Source organism: Pseudocitrobacter faecalis (assembly GCF_965231525.1).
Classification (GTDB): Bacteria; Pseudomonadota; Gammaproteobacteria; order Enterobacterales; family Enterobacteriaceae; genus Pseudocitrobacter; species Pseudocitrobacter faecalis.
Genome location: NZ_CBDDNJ010000002.1, coordinates 1,467,400 through 1,485,266, shown reverse-complemented (window position 1 = coordinate 1,485,266; position 17,867 = coordinate 1,467,400). Strand labels below are relative to the sequence as shown.

18 protein-coding genes are annotated in these 17,867 nt (G+C 48.7%); 6 read left to right on the top strand and 12 right to left on the bottom strand.

Translation table 11 applies throughout. The features are described from left to right. Positions 1–26 precede the first annotated feature (26 nt). The 6 genes from otsA to ACOXYR_RS07650 all read right to left on the bottom strand — a co-directional run bounded on the left by otsA (position 27) and on the right by ACOXYR_RS07650 (position 6,791). Positions 27–1,448, bottom strand: a complete 1,422-nt coding sequence (gene otsA / locus ACOXYR_RS07675; RefSeq protein ID WP_407731216.1) for an alpha,alpha-trehalose-phosphate synthase — start codon at positions 1,446–1,448, stop codon at positions 27–29. Then, positions 1,423–2,223, bottom strand: coding sequence for a trehalose-phosphatase (otsB, locus tag ACOXYR_RS07670; RefSeq protein WP_113857129.1), 801 nt, complete (start codon positions 2,221–2,223; stop codon positions 1,423–1,425). The genes otsA and otsB overlap by 26 nt, the downstream gene beginning before the upstream one ends. Positions 2,224–2,386: 163 nt before the next feature. Further along, positions 2,387–3,367, bottom strand: coding sequence for an L-arabinose ABC transporter permease AraH (araH, locus tag ACOXYR_RS07665; RefSeq protein WP_108475265.1), 981 nt, complete (start codon positions 3,365–3,367; stop codon positions 2,387–2,389). Between the two features lie 14 nt (positions 3,368–3,381). Further along, on the bottom strand, positions 3,382–4,896 hold the full coding sequence (araG, locus tag ACOXYR_RS07660) for an L-arabinose ABC transporter ATP-binding protein AraG (protein WP_421355356.1): 1,515 nt from the start codon (positions 4,894–4,896) through the stop codon (positions 3,382–3,384). 65 nt (positions 4,897–4,961) lie between these two features. Then, positions 4,962–5,942 carry an arabinose ABC transporter substrate-binding protein gene (locus ACOXYR_RS07655; RefSeq protein WP_113857131.1) on the bottom strand — a complete coding sequence of 327 codons (981 nt, stop codon included), beginning with the start codon at positions 5,940–5,942 and terminating at the stop codon, positions 4,962–4,964. 291 nt (positions 5,943–6,233) lie between these two features. Beyond that, positions 6,234–6,791, bottom strand: coding sequence for a DJ-1/PfpI family protein (locus ACOXYR_RS07650; protein WP_113857133.1), 558 nt, complete (start codon positions 6,789–6,791; stop codon positions 6,234–6,236). A gap of 595 nt (positions 6,792–7,386) precedes the next feature. Here ACOXYR_RS07650 and ACOXYR_RS07645 point away from each other — a divergent pair. Continuing rightward, positions 7,387–7,890 carry a non-heme ferritin-like protein gene (locus ACOXYR_RS07645; RefSeq protein WP_113857134.1) on the top strand — a complete coding sequence of 168 codons (504 nt, stop codon included), beginning with the start codon at positions 7,387–7,389 and terminating at the stop codon, positions 7,888–7,890. A gap of 57 nt (positions 7,891–7,947) precedes the next feature. On the opposite strand, the gene ACOXYR_RS07640 is transcribed toward ACOXYR_RS07645, so the two are convergent. Both ACOXYR_RS07640 and azuC read right to left on the bottom strand, forming a co-directional pair. Continuing rightward, positions 7,948–8,196, bottom strand: a complete 249-nt coding sequence (locus ACOXYR_RS07640; protein WP_015963981.1) for a DUF2766 family protein — start codon at positions 8,194–8,196, stop codon at positions 7,948–7,950. Between the two features lie 96 nt (positions 8,197–8,292). Further along, entirely contained in the window at positions 8,293–8,382 is a 90-nt protein-coding gene (gene azuC, locus ACOXYR_RS07635) for a stress response protein AzuC (RefSeq protein WP_015963980.1), read from the bottom strand. A 208-nt stretch (positions 8,383–8,590) separates the two neighbouring features. On the opposite strand from azuC, the gene ACOXYR_RS07630 reads away from it, so the two are divergent. Then, positions 8,591–10,015: an MFS transporter gene (locus ACOXYR_RS07630; RefSeq protein ID WP_189622902.1), complete on the top strand. Its 1,425-nt coding sequence runs from the start codon at positions 8,591–8,593 to the stop codon at positions 10,013–10,015. Positions 10,016–10,234: 219 nt separating this feature from the next. Here ACOXYR_RS07630 and ACOXYR_RS07625 read toward each other — a convergent pair whose 3' ends face one another. Continuing rightward, positions 10,235–10,873, bottom strand: coding sequence for an RpiB/LacA/LacB family sugar-phosphate isomerase (locus tag ACOXYR_RS07625; protein WP_108475258.1), 639 nt, complete (start codon positions 10,871–10,873; stop codon positions 10,235–10,237). Positions 10,874–11,126: 253 nt separating this feature from the next. Here ACOXYR_RS07625 and yecR point away from each other — a divergent pair, with 253 nt between their 5' ends. Together yecR and ftnA are read left to right on the top strand one after the other, a co-directional pair. Further along, complete coding sequence (gene yecR / locus ACOXYR_RS07620) at positions 11,127–11,465, top strand: YecR family lipoprotein (protein WP_108475257.1); 339 nt, start codon at positions 11,127–11,129, stop codon at positions 11,463–11,465. Positions 11,466–11,623: 158 nt separating this feature from the next. Further along, entirely contained in the window at positions 11,624–12,121 is a 498-nt protein-coding gene (gene ftnA / locus ACOXYR_RS07615) for a non-heme ferritin (protein WP_253899016.1), read from the top strand. 34 nt (positions 12,122–12,155) lie between these two features. On the opposite strand, the gene ACOXYR_RS07610 is transcribed toward ftnA, so the two are convergent. Continuing rightward, the gene (locus ACOXYR_RS07610; RefSeq protein ID WP_421355357.1) at positions 12,156–12,395 is read right to left on the bottom strand and encodes a YecH family metal-binding protein; all 240 of its coding nucleotides are present in this window, start codon (positions 12,393–12,395) and stop codon (positions 12,156–12,158) included. Positions 12,396–12,589: 194 nt separating this feature from the next. Between ACOXYR_RS07610 and tyrP the strand changes: the two genes are divergently transcribed. Further along, positions 12,590–13,801, top strand: a complete 1,212-nt coding sequence (gene tyrP, locus ACOXYR_RS07605; protein ID WP_421355358.1) for a tyrosine transporter TyrP — start codon at positions 12,590–12,592, stop codon at positions 13,799–13,801. Between the two features lie 31 nt (positions 13,802–13,832). Here the strand turns inward: tyrP and ACOXYR_RS07600 are convergent, their stop codons facing one another. Continuing rightward, positions 13,833–14,501 carry a YecA/YgfB family protein gene (locus tag ACOXYR_RS07600; RefSeq protein ID WP_421355359.1) on the bottom strand — a complete coding sequence of 223 codons (669 nt, stop codon included), beginning with the start codon at positions 14,499–14,501 and terminating at the stop codon, positions 13,833–13,835. A gap of 561 nt (positions 14,502–15,062) precedes the next feature. Here ACOXYR_RS07600 and ACOXYR_RS07595 point away from each other — a divergent pair. After that, the gene (locus ACOXYR_RS07595; protein ID WP_032236390.1) at positions 15,063–16,547 is read left to right on the top strand and encodes an SIR2 family protein; all 1,485 of its coding nucleotides are present in this window, start codon (positions 15,063–15,065) and stop codon (positions 16,545–16,547) included. Between the two features lie 105 nt (positions 16,548–16,652). Here ACOXYR_RS07595 and ACOXYR_RS07590 read toward each other — a convergent pair whose 3' ends face one another. Further along, on the bottom strand, positions 16,653–17,834 hold the full coding sequence (locus ACOXYR_RS07590) for a restriction endonuclease (RefSeq protein ID WP_045619641.1): 1,182 nt from the start codon (positions 17,832–17,834) through the stop codon (positions 16,653–16,655). Positions 17,835–17,867 lie beyond the last annotated feature (33 nt).

Sequence of the window (17,867 nt, the reverse complement as noted above, 5' to 3'; positions counted from 1 at the left end):
TTGTCAGTTCCGGCGTCATTCTTTCCTTATGCCAGCTTTGGGAACGCCGCCACTTTACTCTCCATCTGACTCTCTTCGCTACGTGGCGTGATGCGCTTCAGATCGCTCATAAACTGCGCCTGCCAGTGATGAATATCATTACGCGTGATGATCTCCAGCATTTCCGCATGGCGTGAGATACGCTCGGCGAGCGGCATATTCAACGCTCTGTCCAGCGCCGTTGCCACTTCGTCGCGATCGTATGGATTCACAATCAGCGCAGACGTCAGTTCATTGGCGGCTCCGGCAAACTGCGAGAGCACCAGTACGCCGGGGTTTTCCGGATCCTGCGCGGCAACAAACTCTTTGGCCACCAAATTCATTCCGTCTCGCAGCGGCGTGACCAGGCCAACATCGGAGTAACGGAAAACTTTCATCAGTAATTTACGGTCAAAATGCTGATTCAGGTAATAGAGCGGCGTCCAGCCAAGCTGGCCGTACTGCCCGTTAATCCGTCCTGCCGCCGTTTCCAGTTGATGACGAATATCCTGATAAGCCTGCACATCGCCACGCGATGTCGGCGCAATCTGGGTGTAACGAATTTTGCCATGATGCTGTGGAAATTTTTCCAGCAGCGCTTCATAGGCCTGAAAACGTTCCGGCAGGCCTTTGGAGTAATCCAGTCGCTCGACCGAGAAGATGTTTTTGACGTTTTTCAGCTCGGCTTTCAACTGCGCGAGTTTCGGCGGCAATGGCCCTCGCGCTTGTTTGGCGATTTCTTCTGGTTCAATCCCAATCGGATAAACTTCCGTGCGGAAGGTTTTTCCCCAGGCCGTGTGCGTTTTACTGCGCGTGGTAAGACGCGTTTGCGCACTGACACAATCGAGGAACGCCAGTCTGTCGTTTTCCGTCTGGAACCCCAGGAGATCATAATCGCAGAGTTGTTCCAGCAGTTCAGCGTGCGGCGGTAGCGCATTGAAAATTTCCGGCGTCGGAAAAGGAATGTGCAGGAAGAATCCGATACGGTTATTCACGTTACGCTTACGCAGTTCGCTGGCGAAAGGCAGCAGATGGTAATCGTGAACCCAGATGTCATCATCGTCTTGCAGCAACGGCAGCAGTTTATCTGCCAGTTTACTGTTTACTCTAAGGTATCCGTCCCAGCATTCACGCTGGAAAGTCACTAAATCCAGTCGATAGTGAAACGCAGGCCACAGCACAGCATTGGAAAATTGATTGTAATAATGTTCGTGATCCTGTTCGTTCAGCGTAAATGAAGCCCAACTGATGTTGCCCTGTGTCACTTTGTGCAGCGGGGTATTTTCATCACCGATTTCTCCATTCCAGCCAAACCAGAGCCCGCCCTTCGACTTCAATGCGCCCATAATCCCCACGGCCAACCCACCGGCGCTGGCCTTTTTGTCATCCGGAACTGCAATACGGTTAGATACTACGACTAAGCGACTCATAGCCATCTCTCCTGTTAGTAAGCGCGTTTTGTTTTTGATTTTCAGCCGCGTTTTGCAACCATTGGTGAACGGCCCCCACATCAGGCAAACGTGACTTCGCCTGTGTGTCCCCCATCCCCACTTTAATTGATAACCCACCCAGTCTGTTTACGACGGCAAAGCCCGCCTCATCCGTTAAATCATCGCCAATAAACACGGGCATCTTGCCGCGAAACGGTGCTTCCTGCATAAAGGCCTCAATTGCCGCACCTTTGTTAATGCCTCTGGGTTTAATTTCCACCACACACTTGCCCGGCTGAAGCGCCAGTTCGGGAAACTGCGTGACCATCTCCTGCGCCAGCGTCACGATCGCCGCCTGATGCTGCGGTGCCTGACGATAATGCAGCGCAAACGCCATGCCCTTGGCTTCGAGCTCCGCCCCTGGCAATAACGCCAGCGCCTCACTCAGTCGTCGTTCCACGCGTCGTGCCGTTTCATCATCGAGCGCAACGATATGCGTTTTCCCGTTGATATCGCGGCGTTCCGCCCCGTGAACGCCCGCCAGAGGAAAGCGATACGGACTGGCGAGCCTGTCAAGCTCTACCATTGAGCGCCCTGAAATCAACGCTACTGCACCGTCATGCGCCTGCGATAACCGTGACAACGCATCGCGAACGGGCTCGGGTATAGCAACATGATCGGGATGCAGTTGGATCCCAGCGAGAGTGCCATCAAGGTCAAAGAAAAAAGCGACATTTTCAGTTGGTGCAGGGGGTACAGATATCAGGTCAGCCACCCTGGGTTCCTCCTTATCAGTGAATGATTCAGTAATGTGTTATCAAAAAGTTAGCAACTTAAGTATAGACAGTGTGACACGGCTCGCCATTTTCAAATGAAAACGCCGGGGGGATTAGCCACCGGCGTTGTCAGTACATACACTTAAAAATTGAGTCCGTTTTTTAAACGGCCCGTTTCGCTTTTTGTTTATAACGGTCGAAAATGACCGCCGCCAGCAGAATCAAACCGCGAACCACATACTGCGAGAATGGCGAAATATTCAGCAGGTTCATGGCGTTTTCCACTGTTCCCAGAATCAGGATCCCGGCCACGACGTAGGAGATTTTTCCGATACCGCCTTTTAGCGACACGCCGCCCAGCACGCAGGCTGAGATGACGATCAGCTCATAACCGATAGAGGTCATCGGCTGTCCGCTGGTCATGCGCGAGGCCAGAATAATCCCCGCGGCCGCCGACACCAGGCCTGAAAGAATAAAGATGATAATTTTGGTGCGAACCACGGGAACACCCGCCAGACGCGCAGCCTCTTCGTTCCCACCAATCGCCAGGGTATTGCGCCCAAAAGTGGTCTTATTCAGTAATAATCCGAAAATGATTAAACAGGCGACAGTTAGCCAGATTGGTGCTGGTAAACCGAGCCAGTTGGCATACCCAAGTTCAAAGAAACGCTCATCTTCAATCCCTACCGCTTTACCATCAGAGATGATATAGGCAAGGCCACGCACAATCTGCATGGTGGCAAGCGTGGTGATCAGCGCGTTGATTTTCAGTCTGGCAATAACAAAACCGTTGACCAGACCGCTCAGCACGCCCAGCATCAGCCCGGCGAAGACGCCAATCCACAAACTCTCTGTTAGGTTGATCACCACCGCAGTGGTGACGCCAGCGCAGGCAATCACGGATGCGACGGAGAGGTCAAAATCGCCGGAAGCCAGACAGAACAGCATTCCACAGGCGACCATCCCGGACATGGATATCGCCAGCCCCAGCCCCTTCATGTTGACAAAGGAGGCGAAGTTCGGCACAAAAATCGCGCAGCCGATAAACAGTACCGCGAAGACAACCAGCATGCCGTATTGATCCCAGATACGGCCAAAGCTGAGTGATGGTCGGCGTGCGCCGGAAGTCGTTACAGAAGACATCATAAACTCCTTTCTCAGGCGACGGCCTGACTCACTTTAGGCATAGCGAGGCTTAACGCCTGCTGTTCATTCGCGCTGCCATGCAGCAGTTCACCGGCAATTTCGCCTTCGCGCATCACCACGATACGATCCGCAACGCCGAGCACTTCTGGCAGGTCGCTTGAGGCGAACAGCACCGCTACGCCGGACGCCGCCAGGGCGTAAATGACGTTATAAATTTCGTGCTTCGCCCCTACATCGATGCCGCGCGTGGGCTCATCAAGCAGAATGACTTTCATCTCTTCCGACAGCCAACGCCCCAGAATCGCCTTCTGCTGGTTACCGCCGGAGAGATTCATAATCAGTTGCTCAGCACCCGGCGTTTTAATATTCAAAGATTGAATATGATGATCCGCGTTGCGCGCTTCCCAACCCTTGTTGATGAGGCACCCGGCGTGAATATTGTTGCGGCGCGCACTGATGTTGATGTTGTCGCGTACGGAGTGAACCGGAATAATCCCTTCGGCTTTGCGATCTTCCGGGCACAGCATCATGCCTGCACGAATGGCATGGGCGGGCTTATCAATGGTGACCGCTGCGCCATCGATATAGACCTGACCGCTGGATATTTTGTTGCCGCCAAACAACCCCTTCATCAGTTCGCTGCGCCCGGCCCCAACCAGACCAAACAGGCCAACGATTTCGCCGCTACGTACCGTGAGGGAAATGGGTGTTCGCACGCCTGGCGCCTTTACCTTTTCCAGCCGCAGGCGTTCCGCGCCGTGTTCGCGTGGCTGCCAGCCATAAATATCGCCAATATCACGCCCAACCATCGCCTGCACCAGGCTGTCGTGGTTCACTTTTTCCATATCGCTGAAGGTGCAGACATAACGCCCGTCTTTAAAAACGGTGATAGCGTCGCTCAGGGCAAAAATTTCCTCCATGCGATGAGACACATAGATGATCACGCGGCCTTCGTTGCGTAGCTCACGGATGACGCGGAACAGATTTTCGATTTCGCGTGCAGAGAGTGAGCTGGTCGGTTCATCGAAGGCGATGACTTTGGCGTTACGCGCCAGTGCTTTAGCAATTTCCACCATCTGCCACTGCCCGATTGAAAGGTACTTCAGCGGCGTATCGGGGTCGATATCGAGCCCCAGATGCTGTAATTGCAGCCCGGCTTCGTAGTTCAGCAGCGAGCGGTTCACAATGCCGCCTTTGCTGGGCAACTGACCGAGATAGATGTTTTCCGCGACGGTCATTTCCGGCACCAGATGCAGTTCCTGATAGATAATCGCTACGCCAGCATTCAGCGCGGCGGTGGTATCAGCAAAGGCGACATCCTGCCCACGCAGCGTTAGGGTGCCCGCCGTCGGCGCATAGTTGCCGCTTAGGATCTTGAGCAGCGTAGATTTCCCGGCACCGTTTTCACCCATCAGCGCGTGTACCTGTCCGGCATAGCAGTCGAAGCTGATATCGGATAATGCTTTCACGCCCAGGAAGGTTTTGGAAATGCCGCGAAACGAGAGATAAGGGGTTGACTGTTGCATAACCACTCCTGAATTGCAGGGTCACTTCTCCCCCGACACGCTGGTCGGGGGGAAGGCGTCACGACTTAGAGACCTTTTTTCGCCAACTCTTCTTTAAAGTTATCGCGGGTAATCAGTACCACGTCGGTGACTGCGGTAAATTTCGGCGGCTCAACGCCCTTTTCAACCCAGTTGTAGAGCATTTCGCTGGTTTTATAGCCGTGAATGTCCGGGCTTGGCAGCAGAGAACCATAGAAGCCCGTGGCCTGCGCCTTCGACAGTTCGTTCACCGCATCCACACCGTTAATGCCGATACCGATGACGTCTGCCGCTTTAAAGCCCTGGCCTTCCGTCGCGCGCACGCCGCCCAGAACGGTGTTATCGTTCATGCCGACAATCAGCCAGTGTTTCACGCCTGGATGCTGAACTAACATGGAGTTACCGGCATCAAACGCGCCGGGAATATCATTCGATTTGGTTGGAACCTGATAAATCTGTTTTTCCGGGAAGCCCGCGGCTTTCAGTGCCTCCAGCGAGCCGGTGGTACGGCGACGCGCGGTATCCAGCTCGTTAGCAGTGATCGCCATCACGGCGGTCTCTTTCACGTCCCAGCCGCGTTTTTGCATCTCTTTATAGAGCTCCTGCCCTTGACGCGCGCCGATTTCGCTGGCCGCCATCATCACCAGCGGAACGGTATCCATCGGCTTGCCCTTAGCGTTAACGAACTGGTCATCGACGGTGATCACTTTCATGTCATAACCGCGGGCTTTCGCCATAATCGCCGAGCCCAGTTTCGGATCCGGCGTGCAGATAACAAACCCTTTCGCGCCGTTAGCCGCCAGGCTATCGATGGCGTTCAGGGTTTTCTCGCCGTCGGGCACGGCAATTTTAATAACGTCAAAACCCAGATCTTTACCGGCTTTGTCTGCAAACTTCCATTCGGTCTGGAACCACGGCTCTTCCGGCTGCTTCACCAGAAAACCGAGCTTCAGGTTTTCCGCCATAGCTGATTGTGACATAACCGCTGCCAGGCCGATGGCGGCCAGCGCTTTAGTGAATTTGTGCATGGTATACTCCAGCCTTAGTGCTTTTATTTGTAGGGAAATAATCGGTTTAAAATTTTAATTAGGACATAAAACAACGTATTAGCCGTTTCGTTAACGGCATTACGGTTGTTAGCACATTAATAGCGGGAAAATATTTATCCATAAGAGAGCCGCATCACACCGCAGAATTACAGTAGTTGCATGCATGGATTTAGCAGAAAATGACATACAGAAAGGGCGAATTGTCTGACAATTCGCCCCGGTAATAGCATGATAATCTATATTGTTAGCTAACCCATCCTTGTTCAGGGGTTACCACGAATAGTAAATGTGGTCTGCGTGTTCGCGTACTGGCGCTTCGTCACCTAATAAGCGTGCCGCCACAGTAAAGGCAAAATCAAATACATGACCAAAACCTTTACCGCTGATAAGATTCCCCTCTTCCACGACCGGGGCGTCGATATACACGCCATCAGTAATATCCTGCCATAAGTCGCCGGAACAGACATAGCGGCGCCCTTTAAGCAAACCATTACCTGCCAGCACGCGAGCAGCAGCTGAACAAATCGGGCAGAGATATTTCCCCGCCTCATCATGCGCGGCGACAAATTTCACGACATCTTTATTCGCAGCCAGATTGACACTGCCCTGCGGCCCACCCGGCAGAACCACGGCGTCGTAGATTTTATCCCTACGTTCTGCAAGTGTCGCATCTGCTACCATCGGAATATCGTGGTAGCTCACCACCGCACGAGATTCAGCGCAGGACACCAGTTCAACGTGAATATGCAAACGACGCAGAATATCAATTGTGACAATCGCTTCACCTTCTTCGAATCCGGGTGCTAACAGCACGGCAACCTGTTTCATGATAACTCCTGTTTTATCGTAAGCGGGGATTTGCCAAATAATTGCGCGTGAACCGATCGACCTCATATTGGCAAAAATGATCTAAAACAATTTCCTGGTTATTGAAGTGATTGTTTACCCAAAAACCAAACAAAAATAAACCACTGTTTCATTTTATTATGTGAAGAGTACGTAATGCCTGACAAACAGTGAAGTGGTTTTTTGTGATCCCGCCAAAAAATGTTAATGCGATCACAAACAAAGCTGACAGGTAATATATTCACTATATAAATCATACAACTGTAATAATTCATTACGGTCACGCGCGTAGAGATAATCCTTTTCTGGAATATAGTTGTAACAAAAAGTAAATGAACAAACTTAAGAGTTTTCTTAGGCTGGAGTGCGCGGTATTATTTTTCGAGCCGAGTCAGGAATCGTACATCGGTCACATTCAGAGGTCATTGAATATTACATTCTGTTATTGTTCTCTGACGCGTAAATAGCGTGATTTAAACGTAAATTAATTCAGGCTGCTTCATTGTAGCGTATCAATTTAAAGTAAAAATCCGCCTGTTAACGTGAGTTGTCCCTTCCAGGAAATAAGGATATTGGTATGGCAGTCCCAGGAATGGTTCAAAAACTGAATACTCAAATGAACCTTGAGTTTTACGCATCTAATCTCTATCTCCGTCTGAGCGAGTGGTGTTCTGAACAACGCCTCAACGGCACCGCGACTTTCCTTCGCGCGCAGGCGCAAACCAGCGTCACCCAAATGATGCGGGTATTTGATTACATGAAGAAATCTGGCGGCTATCCGGTCGTGAAAGCCATCGAGCCACACGAAGAACAGTGTGCATCACTCGAAGAACTCTTCCTGAAGACCATTGAAGAGTACAACCAGCGCAGCACTACGCTTTCTGAGTTGGCCGAGCAGGCAAAGGTTCTGCGCGACGACAGCACGCTGAACTTCCTGACCAATCTTGAAGAAGAGCAACAGCAGGATGGCGTTTTATTGCAGGCCATTCTTGAGGAAGTACGCAACGCCAATAAAGCGGGGCTGTGTATGCAACAAACCGATCAGCATCTGCTGAACGTGGTGAATCACCAGGTGCATTAATCCCTTCCCAAGCGACAACCGGCAGCATAAACCTGCCGGTTGCATAACCCGTATCAATCAGTGTGCTTCACCCTGCGGTGTAAACTTCAGCTCAATCAGGGCAATGGCTTTTTGGATCGCGCGCAGCGTGACCGGATCAGCTGATGGGTGCCCAGCGAAATCAATAGATTTCAGTTGAGTGGACATTTTCTCACGCACTTCGACGGGGGCGATGACATCGATGACATCAAGAATTTGCTTAATGACCAACTGGCAGGCTACCACGTCGGATACCAGTTCTTCATCAGCAGTCAGGTTCTGGGACATATACGCTCCTTAACATTTAGGGGTACTATGGTACCCGAAAGGAACGAAGCGTGCTCCTTGCAGACATAAAAAAACCTGCCGTGGCAGGTTTTTTTATCAGAACATAGCGCCTGGCGGTACGTCTTTGAAAGTTTTGCAATAGTTCTCGAACATGCTTTTGAGGATTTTGCGCATGCGTTGTTTCATTGTGATGCTCCGATTTTGTTACACAGGTGTTATTGTCTTTTGACACATAGTATGACATTCATCACAAAAATCAACCAAAACGAGATATGCGTCACGTTTAATTTTTCAGCAAACCGCGATTAAGATCTATTATCTGAAACAAATCCGTTACTTAGCTAAAAACTTATATTAGAAAAATTGCAGATTATTTTGATAGGGTAAAACAAAAATGAGTGAGCCTCTCCAGGCACAAAACAAGCGCGGACTGTCGCCTGCTGCTCTGTTGGTTGCCGGGGCGTTTTTTATGGAGTTTCTTGATGGCACCGTGATCGCCACCGCCCTGCCCGACATGGCCAAAAGTTTTGGTGAAGACGCCGTCGATCTTAACATTGGTATCAGCGCCTATCTGATCACACTGGCCGTTCTCATCCCCGCCAGCGGCTGGATTGCCGACCGATTCGGCGCACGGAAAATATTCACCCTGGCGCTGGCCATTTTTACCCTGGCATCCGTATTTTGCGGCCTGGCAACCACCGTCGATAGTTTTGTCGCCATGCGCATCCTTCAGGGAATGGGCGGCGCGCTGATGGTACCCGTTGGACGTCTGGCAGTTCTGCGTACTACACCAAAACATCTGCTCATCACGGCTATCGCCACGCTCACCTGGCCCGCGCTCATCGCCCCCATTATCGGGCCGCCGCTGGGTGGGTTTATCACCAGCGTCGCGGACTGGCGGTGGATCTTCTTTATTAACGTTCCATTGGGCATTATCGCCATTTTGCTGTCGCTACGTATCATTCCCGACATCCGCGATGACGAACGCCGCCCCTTTGACCTGCCTGGTTTTCTCGCTACCTCGGTGGCGATGGTATGCCTGGTGTGCGCCATGGAAGCGCTGGGCGGTCAACGCATACACAATTGGGTGGTGTTGACACTCTTTGCTATTGGCGGATTGGCATTTTATTACTCGCTGTACCATTTCCGGCGAGCCAAATGGCCGATGATCCGTCTGGATGCGCTGAACGTACCGACTTTCCGGGTCACGATGTACGGAGGATCGCTATTCCGGGCTTCAATCAGTGCGGTGCCTTTCCTGCTGCCGCTGCTTTTTCAGGTCGGTTTTGGGATGGATCCGTTCCATTCAGGCCTGCTGGTACTGGCGGTATTTGTCGGCAATCTGACCATCAAGCCCGCCACGACACCGCTGATTCGCTGGCTGGGATTCCGCCGCCTGTTACTGATTAATGGCGCTTTGAACGTTGTGGCTCTGGTCGCCTGCGCCTTCTTAACGCCACAAACTCCCGAGTGGGCCATATTACTGGTGCTCTATTTAGGCGGCGTATTCCGCTCCATCCAGTTCACCGGCGTGAGCACGCTGGCTTTTGCCGACGTGCCCGGCTCGCAGATGAGTTATGCCAATACGCTGTTCAGCACCGCCAGTCAGTTAGCCATTGGACTTGGGATCACCCTTGGGGCAATCGGTATTCGTCTGGGGGAGAAAGTGAGTGAAGTGCTGGCACTCGGCGCCATGCCGGGAATAAGCTTCAGACTGGCGTTTGTGTTTATCGCTCTGATCTGTCTGGTTGGGATGATGGACACGCTACGGCTGACTAAAGATGCTGGTGTGTCGGTATCTCAAAAGGTGAAAGCATAGAATCAAAAATCCCCACACCGCTGGGGATTCAGATTGCTGACGGAGTGCACTTTGTTCTTGCCGGATGCGGCGTAAACGCCTTATCCGGCCTACAAAATCGCAGTAATTCAATATATTGCAGAATTCTTGTAGGCCTGGTAAGCGGAGCGCATCAGGCAATTTCGCGTTTGCCATCAGTCTCTATCCCCACGCAAGTGGGGATTTTCATTTCATACAGAATTACCCGAGGATCTCACGCACAAACGCTTCGATCTCTTTATTCTGGCAATTTTCAAAGAAACACTGCTGGAAACGCTGGCCAGAAACGGCGGTTTTCACCAGCTCCGGGTCAATCGCACGCAGCGTATCAAGATAGTTTTCCTTCACCACAGCCGCTTTCACCTGGTTCAGAATGCCCGCGTTACGAACCTGCGGTTCTTTACGCTCTGGCGGATAACCTTCCCCGTTGCGACCGGTAAAGGCTTTTTCAAAAATAAAGCGCACGTTCAGCTCCGCGCCCCAGCCGAAGCCTTTCGCGAAGGGCAGCGACAGTGCGTTACCGTTGTTGATCTGCGCGAAAAGGAAGGCATCAGCCGGATCGATGCAGTAACCACATACCACACCCGGGTGGATGTTCAGGGACATCAGCGCCCCCTGGCCGGTACCGCATCCAGTTACGACGAAATCAACCGCTTTGGAATTCAGCAGGATGCTGGCCATGATACCCAGGTGAATATAGGTCAGATGATGGTCATTTTCATCGCTCATACCTACGTTGAAAACCGGGAAGCCTTTTTCATCGGCAACCGCTTTTAACTCATTATGAATGATGGCGTTTTTGCTGGCCTGGCTGTTTTCCATCATCAGTGCAATTTTCATTCTTTCCTCTCCTGAATGCAGCGCGGGCGTCTCCCGCAAGGGTTCGATAACAATGTATCAACCTTACAACCTCACAAACATACTTTCAAATTTTATGAAAAATGGTTTTAAAAATCACAGCAAGGCTCACATTTTTGCTTTATCAGACGCCCATCGTCGCCATAAGAAAGCACGGTTATCGTCTTTAATCGGAAGATTGCCCACACCGGCATGTGACAGGATAGAGCAATGATAGATTGCCCCGGGTAACACCATGAAAACATTCTTAACGATTAGCGCTATCGCGCTTGTGCTATCTGCCTGTAGCGTCCACCGAGAGGCCGCCGTGAGCGAAATGGATGCGACCAGCGGCGTCGTGCGTCTGACTTATGGCCAGGCAATGTTGCAGAACGCAAAGACCGATGACTATGTCGCGAACGGGACGGCGACAAAAGCTTGCCAGCAAATGGGATACGCCTCTGCCTTTGCTTACGGACAGCCAATTACCACCTGTGTTAGCAGCAGCGGGCCATTATGTATTAACGAAAGCGTGACGCTGCAGTATCAATGCAGAGGGATCGCTGTTACACCAGTTGCACCCGCATGGAATTAAATTCTACGCCGGAATAAATTCCGGCGAATTTATTATGCCAATGCGTTTTATTCCCATTCGCATTATTAAATAAGGTTTTTTAATTTTACCTTTTGCAAATAATTTAATAACAACTTATAGTTCCTCCATAATTAATTATGCCTTTATGGAGCCTGACAATGTTAAAAGCGGAAATGATCGAGAAATTAAATCAACAAATGAATCTCGAGCTTTACTCCTCCCTGCTTTATCAACAGATGAGCGCCTGGTGCAGCTTTAATAGCTTTGAGGGCGCCGCTGCATTTCTGCGCCGCCACGCTCAGGAAGAGATGCAGCACATGCAGCGTCTGTTCGATTACCTGACCGACACCGGTAGCCTGCCATGCATCCACAGTGTTGCTTCACCGGTGGCAGAATACGCGTCACTGGACGATCTTTTCCGCGCCACCTACGAGCATGAACAATTGATTACGTCTAAGATCAATGAGCTGGCGCATGCCGCGATGACCAATCAGGATTATCCAACCTTTAATTTCCTGCAATGGTATGTCGCTGAGCAACACGAAGAAGAGAAACTGTTTAAATCTGTGATTGATAAATTGACCCTCGCCGGAAAAAGCGGTGAAGGCCTCTACTTTATTGATAAAGAGCTCTCTACGCTCGATACTCAGAATTAATTAACGGGCAGCGGCGTTATTTCGCCGCAGCTTATTAATGTCGACAAATTTTACTTTCCGCCGTGGTGAATCCCGCATCCACCGGAACAAACTTGCCTTTTTTCTTCAGAAATGCAACCAGCTCAGCTGCGGTCATATTTTCTGCCGAACAGGTATGAAAACGCGCGCTCTCACCGAAACGGTTTTCAATTGCCAATACCAGACTCTCTTTTGAATAAGATTCGCCTGATGCGATCATCATATTCAGCACTTCATGACCGTGAATAGATTCCATAATGCCTCCGCTAAAACCGTCACATTAACCTGCATTTGATATACCTTTTTTGCGCTAGCGCAGGCTTTCTTAACTCACTTTATTCGTAAACTTTTTATTACACACCCTGTAATCGTGATTTGACGAATCGTCTGGTTTCACATAACCTGCGCGACATATTCGTGTCGTATATACGTGCAGTCGTAGAGGAAAGCGTGAAGAACCGTACCCTGGGGAGTATTTTAATCGTAGCGGGCACCACCATTGGTGCTGGTATGCTGGCGATGCCGCTGGCTGCGGCTGGCGTCGGCTTCGGCGTAACGCTGGTGCTGTTAATTGGGCTTTGGGCATTGATGTGCTACACCGCCCTGCTGTTGCTGGAAGTGTATCAACACGTCCCTGCTGACACCGGCCTTGGCTCTCTCGCACACCGCTATCTCGGCCGCTATGGTCAGTGGCTAACCGGTTTCAGCATGTTATTTTTAATGTACGCCCTGACTGCCGCCTATATCAGCGGTGCGGGTGAGTTGCTGGCCTCCAGTCTTAGCCAGTGGTTTTCCGTCAATATGCCGCCCGCTATTGGTGTACTGCTGTTCACGGCGATTGGCGGCACGGTGATATGTATTGGCACATCGCTGGTCGACCTTTTCAACCGCTTCCTGTTCAGCGCCAAGATTATTTTTCTGGTGGTGATGCTGGCGCTGCTGCTGCCACACATTCATAAAATCAATTTGTTGACGCTGCCGTTGCAACAGGGTCTGGCGCTATCGGCCATCCCGGTGATCTTCACCTCATTCGGTTTTCATGGCAGCGTACCCAGCATAGTGAGCTATATGAATGGCGACATTCGTAAACTACGTCGCGTGTTTATGATTGGCAGTTTCATTCCGCTGGTCGCTTATCTCTTCTGGCAGTTGGCGACACTGGGTAGCATTGAGTCCAGCGTCTTTGCCGGTTTGATGGCACAGCATACGGGGCTTAACGGTCTGCTGGAAGCGATTCGCGCCGTTGTCGCGTCAGCCCACGTCGAACTGGCGGTACATCTGTTTGCCGATCTGGCGCTGGCAACCTCTTTCCTCGGCGTGGCTCTGGGCTTGTTTGATTATCTGGCGGATTTGTTCCAGCGTCAGAACGGCGTACGCGGTCGCCTGCAAACGGGTGGCATTACCTTCCTGCCGCCGCTGGCCTTCGCCCTTTTCTATCCGCGTGGTTTTGTGATGGCGCTGGGTTATGCGGGCGTAGCACTGGCGGTGCTGGCGTTGATTATTCCATCACTGTTGACGATGCAGAGCCGTAAACATCACCCACAAGGTGGTTATCGCGTCGCTGGCGGAACGCCCGCATTATGGTTTGTGTTTACATGTGGGATTGCGGTGATTGCGATTCAGGTAGCGATAGCGGCAAATCTTTTACCTGCCGTAGGCTAAAAAAATGCCGGGTGATACACCCGGCATTTTTTCATTTATTGGCACAGCACTGTTTGTATTTCTTTCCGCTGCCGCAGGGGCATGGCTCGTTACGCCCCACTTTCCCATCATTTCTGACAGGCTGCTGCACCGGCGTCATTTTCGGATGCGCCATCCAGTAACCATGCAACATGAGCGCTGCCGGGCGGATCTTGTCGATACTTTCCAGATACTCTTCAGCCGTGAAGTTATCCAGCGCCTCTGCTTTCTGCTCTTCACCGTGCAGTCCGATGGCATCCAGCTCTTCCTGTAACGCAGGCGGCAAACCCGACCAGTCGCTTAAGCCCACGCCACGCATATAGCCATAGCACCACTCTTCCACAACCGTCAGCTCCTGGCCCTCTTCCTCGCGCGTGCCGAAAAGAGGTTCAAACTGATCGGGATACTCATTCAGACGCTCAGCAATATCGCCCATATGTTGCAACGTAAGGTTGATGAAACGATCGCGCTCACGGTCCGCTGACCAGCGCGGCACGCTATCCGCCCCACCCCATACAGCCAGAAGCCAGTCTGCCGGCTCAATCTCTTGTGGCGAGGAAAGGATGGCCGTGAGCATACCGTCCAGCTCGGAAACGTCGAGAATCGATTTATCCGTCGAATATTTCTCGATGGTCTCATCCAGCCATTCCAGCTCGCTTTCGGTTAAGGGTCCTGTTTTCATTTTTGATCTCATCACGTTTATAAGGGAGCGTTCAGACAAGTATTGAGGGAGAGCAGGATAAATGGAAGCAAAGAAAAACAGATACAAAAAAACCACCCGGAGGTGGTTTCACGACACTGCTTATTGCTTTGATTATTCTTTGCTTTCCCATGGTACCCGGAGTGGGACTTGAACCCACACAGCGCGAACGCCGAGGGATTTTAAATTCTACGCAGGATCAATGAGTTAGATAGCAGTACATTGCGAAACTTCGCTGCAATTGTCCATCTACTTTACTGTAATTGGCAGTAAATAGATAGACTTGGATAACTTTGAGCACAGAGTCAGCACAGGTAAGCCCCCCCTGGCACGGAAGCCCAAGTGCCAATCTCAGTACATGAATAACGTCTAAAAATGTAGCTTGGCTGTACCTGTACCAGGTCAGCTATGGTGGTGGTTTGCCACTAATGTTCGTTCCCCTTTCCAGTCTGATAAGGGTGATACTATTTATGAAAGACCATTGGCATTTTCTTTCGAAATTTGATTTTATGATGAGTATGTGGGTTAATGTTGAGAATTGGTATGGAAATCCAAGATTTTGTAGGTCATTACAAAAATCATCCAGTGCTTTTCATCGGCACCGGTTTTAGTCTTAGGTATCTTCAAAACTCTTTTGGCTGGAATGAATTACTTGAGTTTATATCCAATGAACTCACGGGTAATGAGGAGTTTTACTATGACCTTAAAGCAGAATCAATGGAGAATGGTGAATATAGTTATGACCTTTTGGCAACAAGGCTTGAGATAGAATTCAACAAATGTCTTGCAACTGATCGGAATGGCAAATTCGAAGCCATTAACGATATTTTTTATAAAAACATGAAAGAAGGCAAGAAACTGAGCCGTTTTAAAATTTATATAACAGAAATACTTAACGGCTTATTGATAAGACCCGAAAAAAGCAATGAAATTGACGCTCTAATTAGAGCACGTAAAAACATTGGTTCCGTCATAACCACGAATTACGATCGTTTATGTGAAAAAGTTTTTGAGTTCAACCCGTTAATAGGGAATGATATTCTTCTTAGCAACCCCTATGGCTCAGTTTACAAAATACATGGTTGTGTAACCGACTCAGACAACATAATTATAACAAGAGACGACTATAATAACTTCAATAATAAATACGAATTAATCAGGGCCCAACTCCTTTCTATTTTCATACACAACCCTATTATATTTATTGGCTATAGCATAAGTGATTCAAACATTAAGTCCCTGTTAAAAACTATTTTTTCATATGTAAATGTCAACACTGAACTAGCAAAGAAGATTCGCGATAACTTCCTGCTAGTTGAATATGCACCTGGTGATCATACGACAGAAATAACCGAGCATGATATTGATATTGAGAGCATGGCAACTATCCGCATCAATAAAATCAAAACAGATAACTATACTGCTATATATGATGCACTTTCAAAACTAGTCCTTCCAGTTTCCGCGATGGACATCAGGAAAGTGCAAAAAGTTTGGAATACTATTAAAAGCGGCGGAGAAATAAAGGTAAATATAACAGAAAACATCGATGAACTAAAAAATGAAGATATGGTTTTAGCCGTTGGTTCAGAACGGACTGTTAAATATGAATTCCAAACCAAAACTGAAATGATTCAAAATTATTTCAAAATAGTTGATGAAGCAAACTCACAACTTATATCATTACTGAATAAGCAAGTCATATCAACTCGTGAAAGGTTCCCGGTTTTCGCATTCAGTTCAATTTGTGAGAATCTCATTAATGAAGAAAAATATAAAAATCGCCAAGTTGATAAAATTATCGCTGACTTAAAGGGTTATGTTAAAGAATGCGGAAATGAATACTCAACAATAACTGACATAACGGATAACTTACCTGACTGGAAAGTCATCGGTGGAATCATGTATTCTGTTATGGATGATAATATATCAATAGAAGAATTAAAGAATTATCTTGAAGAACACTCCGGACGGTGTGACACGGATTTCAGAAAATTATTATGTCTTTATGATTACTTAGCATTTTAAATGTTCGATTTTTTTTACTAAACCGCCTTTAAGGCGGTTTAGTAAATTAAAGTTACCAACGCAAAACCTGCCAGTACTTACCATCAATGCTGCAATGTTTAAACATTATGAGTTCGACTGAAAATCTTCGATTATCTTCTGATTGTAATCATCCAGATACTTTTGCAGTTCATCCCTGTCGATCAGACGTACCAAGGCTGATTCAGCTAACTCTTTCGCAGAGCGTGTGAAGTAGGAATTAGTCACAACCATCGCCTCATCACAACCATAGAATGTTTTAGCAGAGATCACCTGCTGCACCGCCGAGTTACCTACAGAACCAGAATAATTTTTCGCCTGAATAACCATATCCTTACCAAATCGAGTGACGAAGAGATCTGCCCCCTGATCTTGCGTTCTCTTGGTTTCTTTGACGTCATAGCCCATAGTCTGGAATACTTCCACAAGGAAATCTTCAAACTGGAAACCGTCCATTGCATCAACTAAATACATGGTGACGAATTTGTTAGGGTTAAAATGTTCGAGCCGTGTAGCTAATCTATCAACCAGAATATCAAAATAAATATGTTCGCACACAGCTAAGTATTTTTTAACTTCATCAAATGAAACTAAAGGAACACCAGGCGTAGCCTCCGCTTTTTCATTGAACTCTACTGATGAGAACTCTATTTTATTGCTCCATATATAGAATAGAAACAATGAAAGATCTGCCCTAAAAGTGGTACCCGCTTCCTCAATCCATGACTTCAAGGATTCAGTAAGTGTGGATTTAATATGCCGTTTAACTTCCTTAGCGAAACCATAATAAAGAGCGTTAAATGACGTGGTAAGGAGTAATTTATCTAATAGCTCAGGTAACTGCTCAAGCTCATTGAACCCTTTTCTGACCAACACCTCACGGAAAAGTTGTAATTCGGAGTATGTACCATTATCTGTTGAGTAATCTGCTTCCGATTTATTATTATGTGAGAATCTGGAAGTGTAAATGAAGTTAGTAAAATATGGATCTTTTAAACTGGAGTATTTTTCGAGAACATTTTCAAGCAATTGATTAAGCTGAGTTTGCTCTTTCTTTTTCCCAAATAGATCTTTTAGAACACCCTTTGAACGATACTGAAATTCGGGATAAAACGATGGATTCAATGGTGTCATACGTTGTATGTCTATTGCTTGTGCGGTCGATGATGCTGAACCCCATGCAGACGTTTTTACAGGCGAAACTCCACTACACCAGGGACAATTAACCTCAAAAGTCGTTCTACTGCAAGTATCACACTGATAAATCATTTGAATATTCTCCTTTTATTCCAATATCTGTCT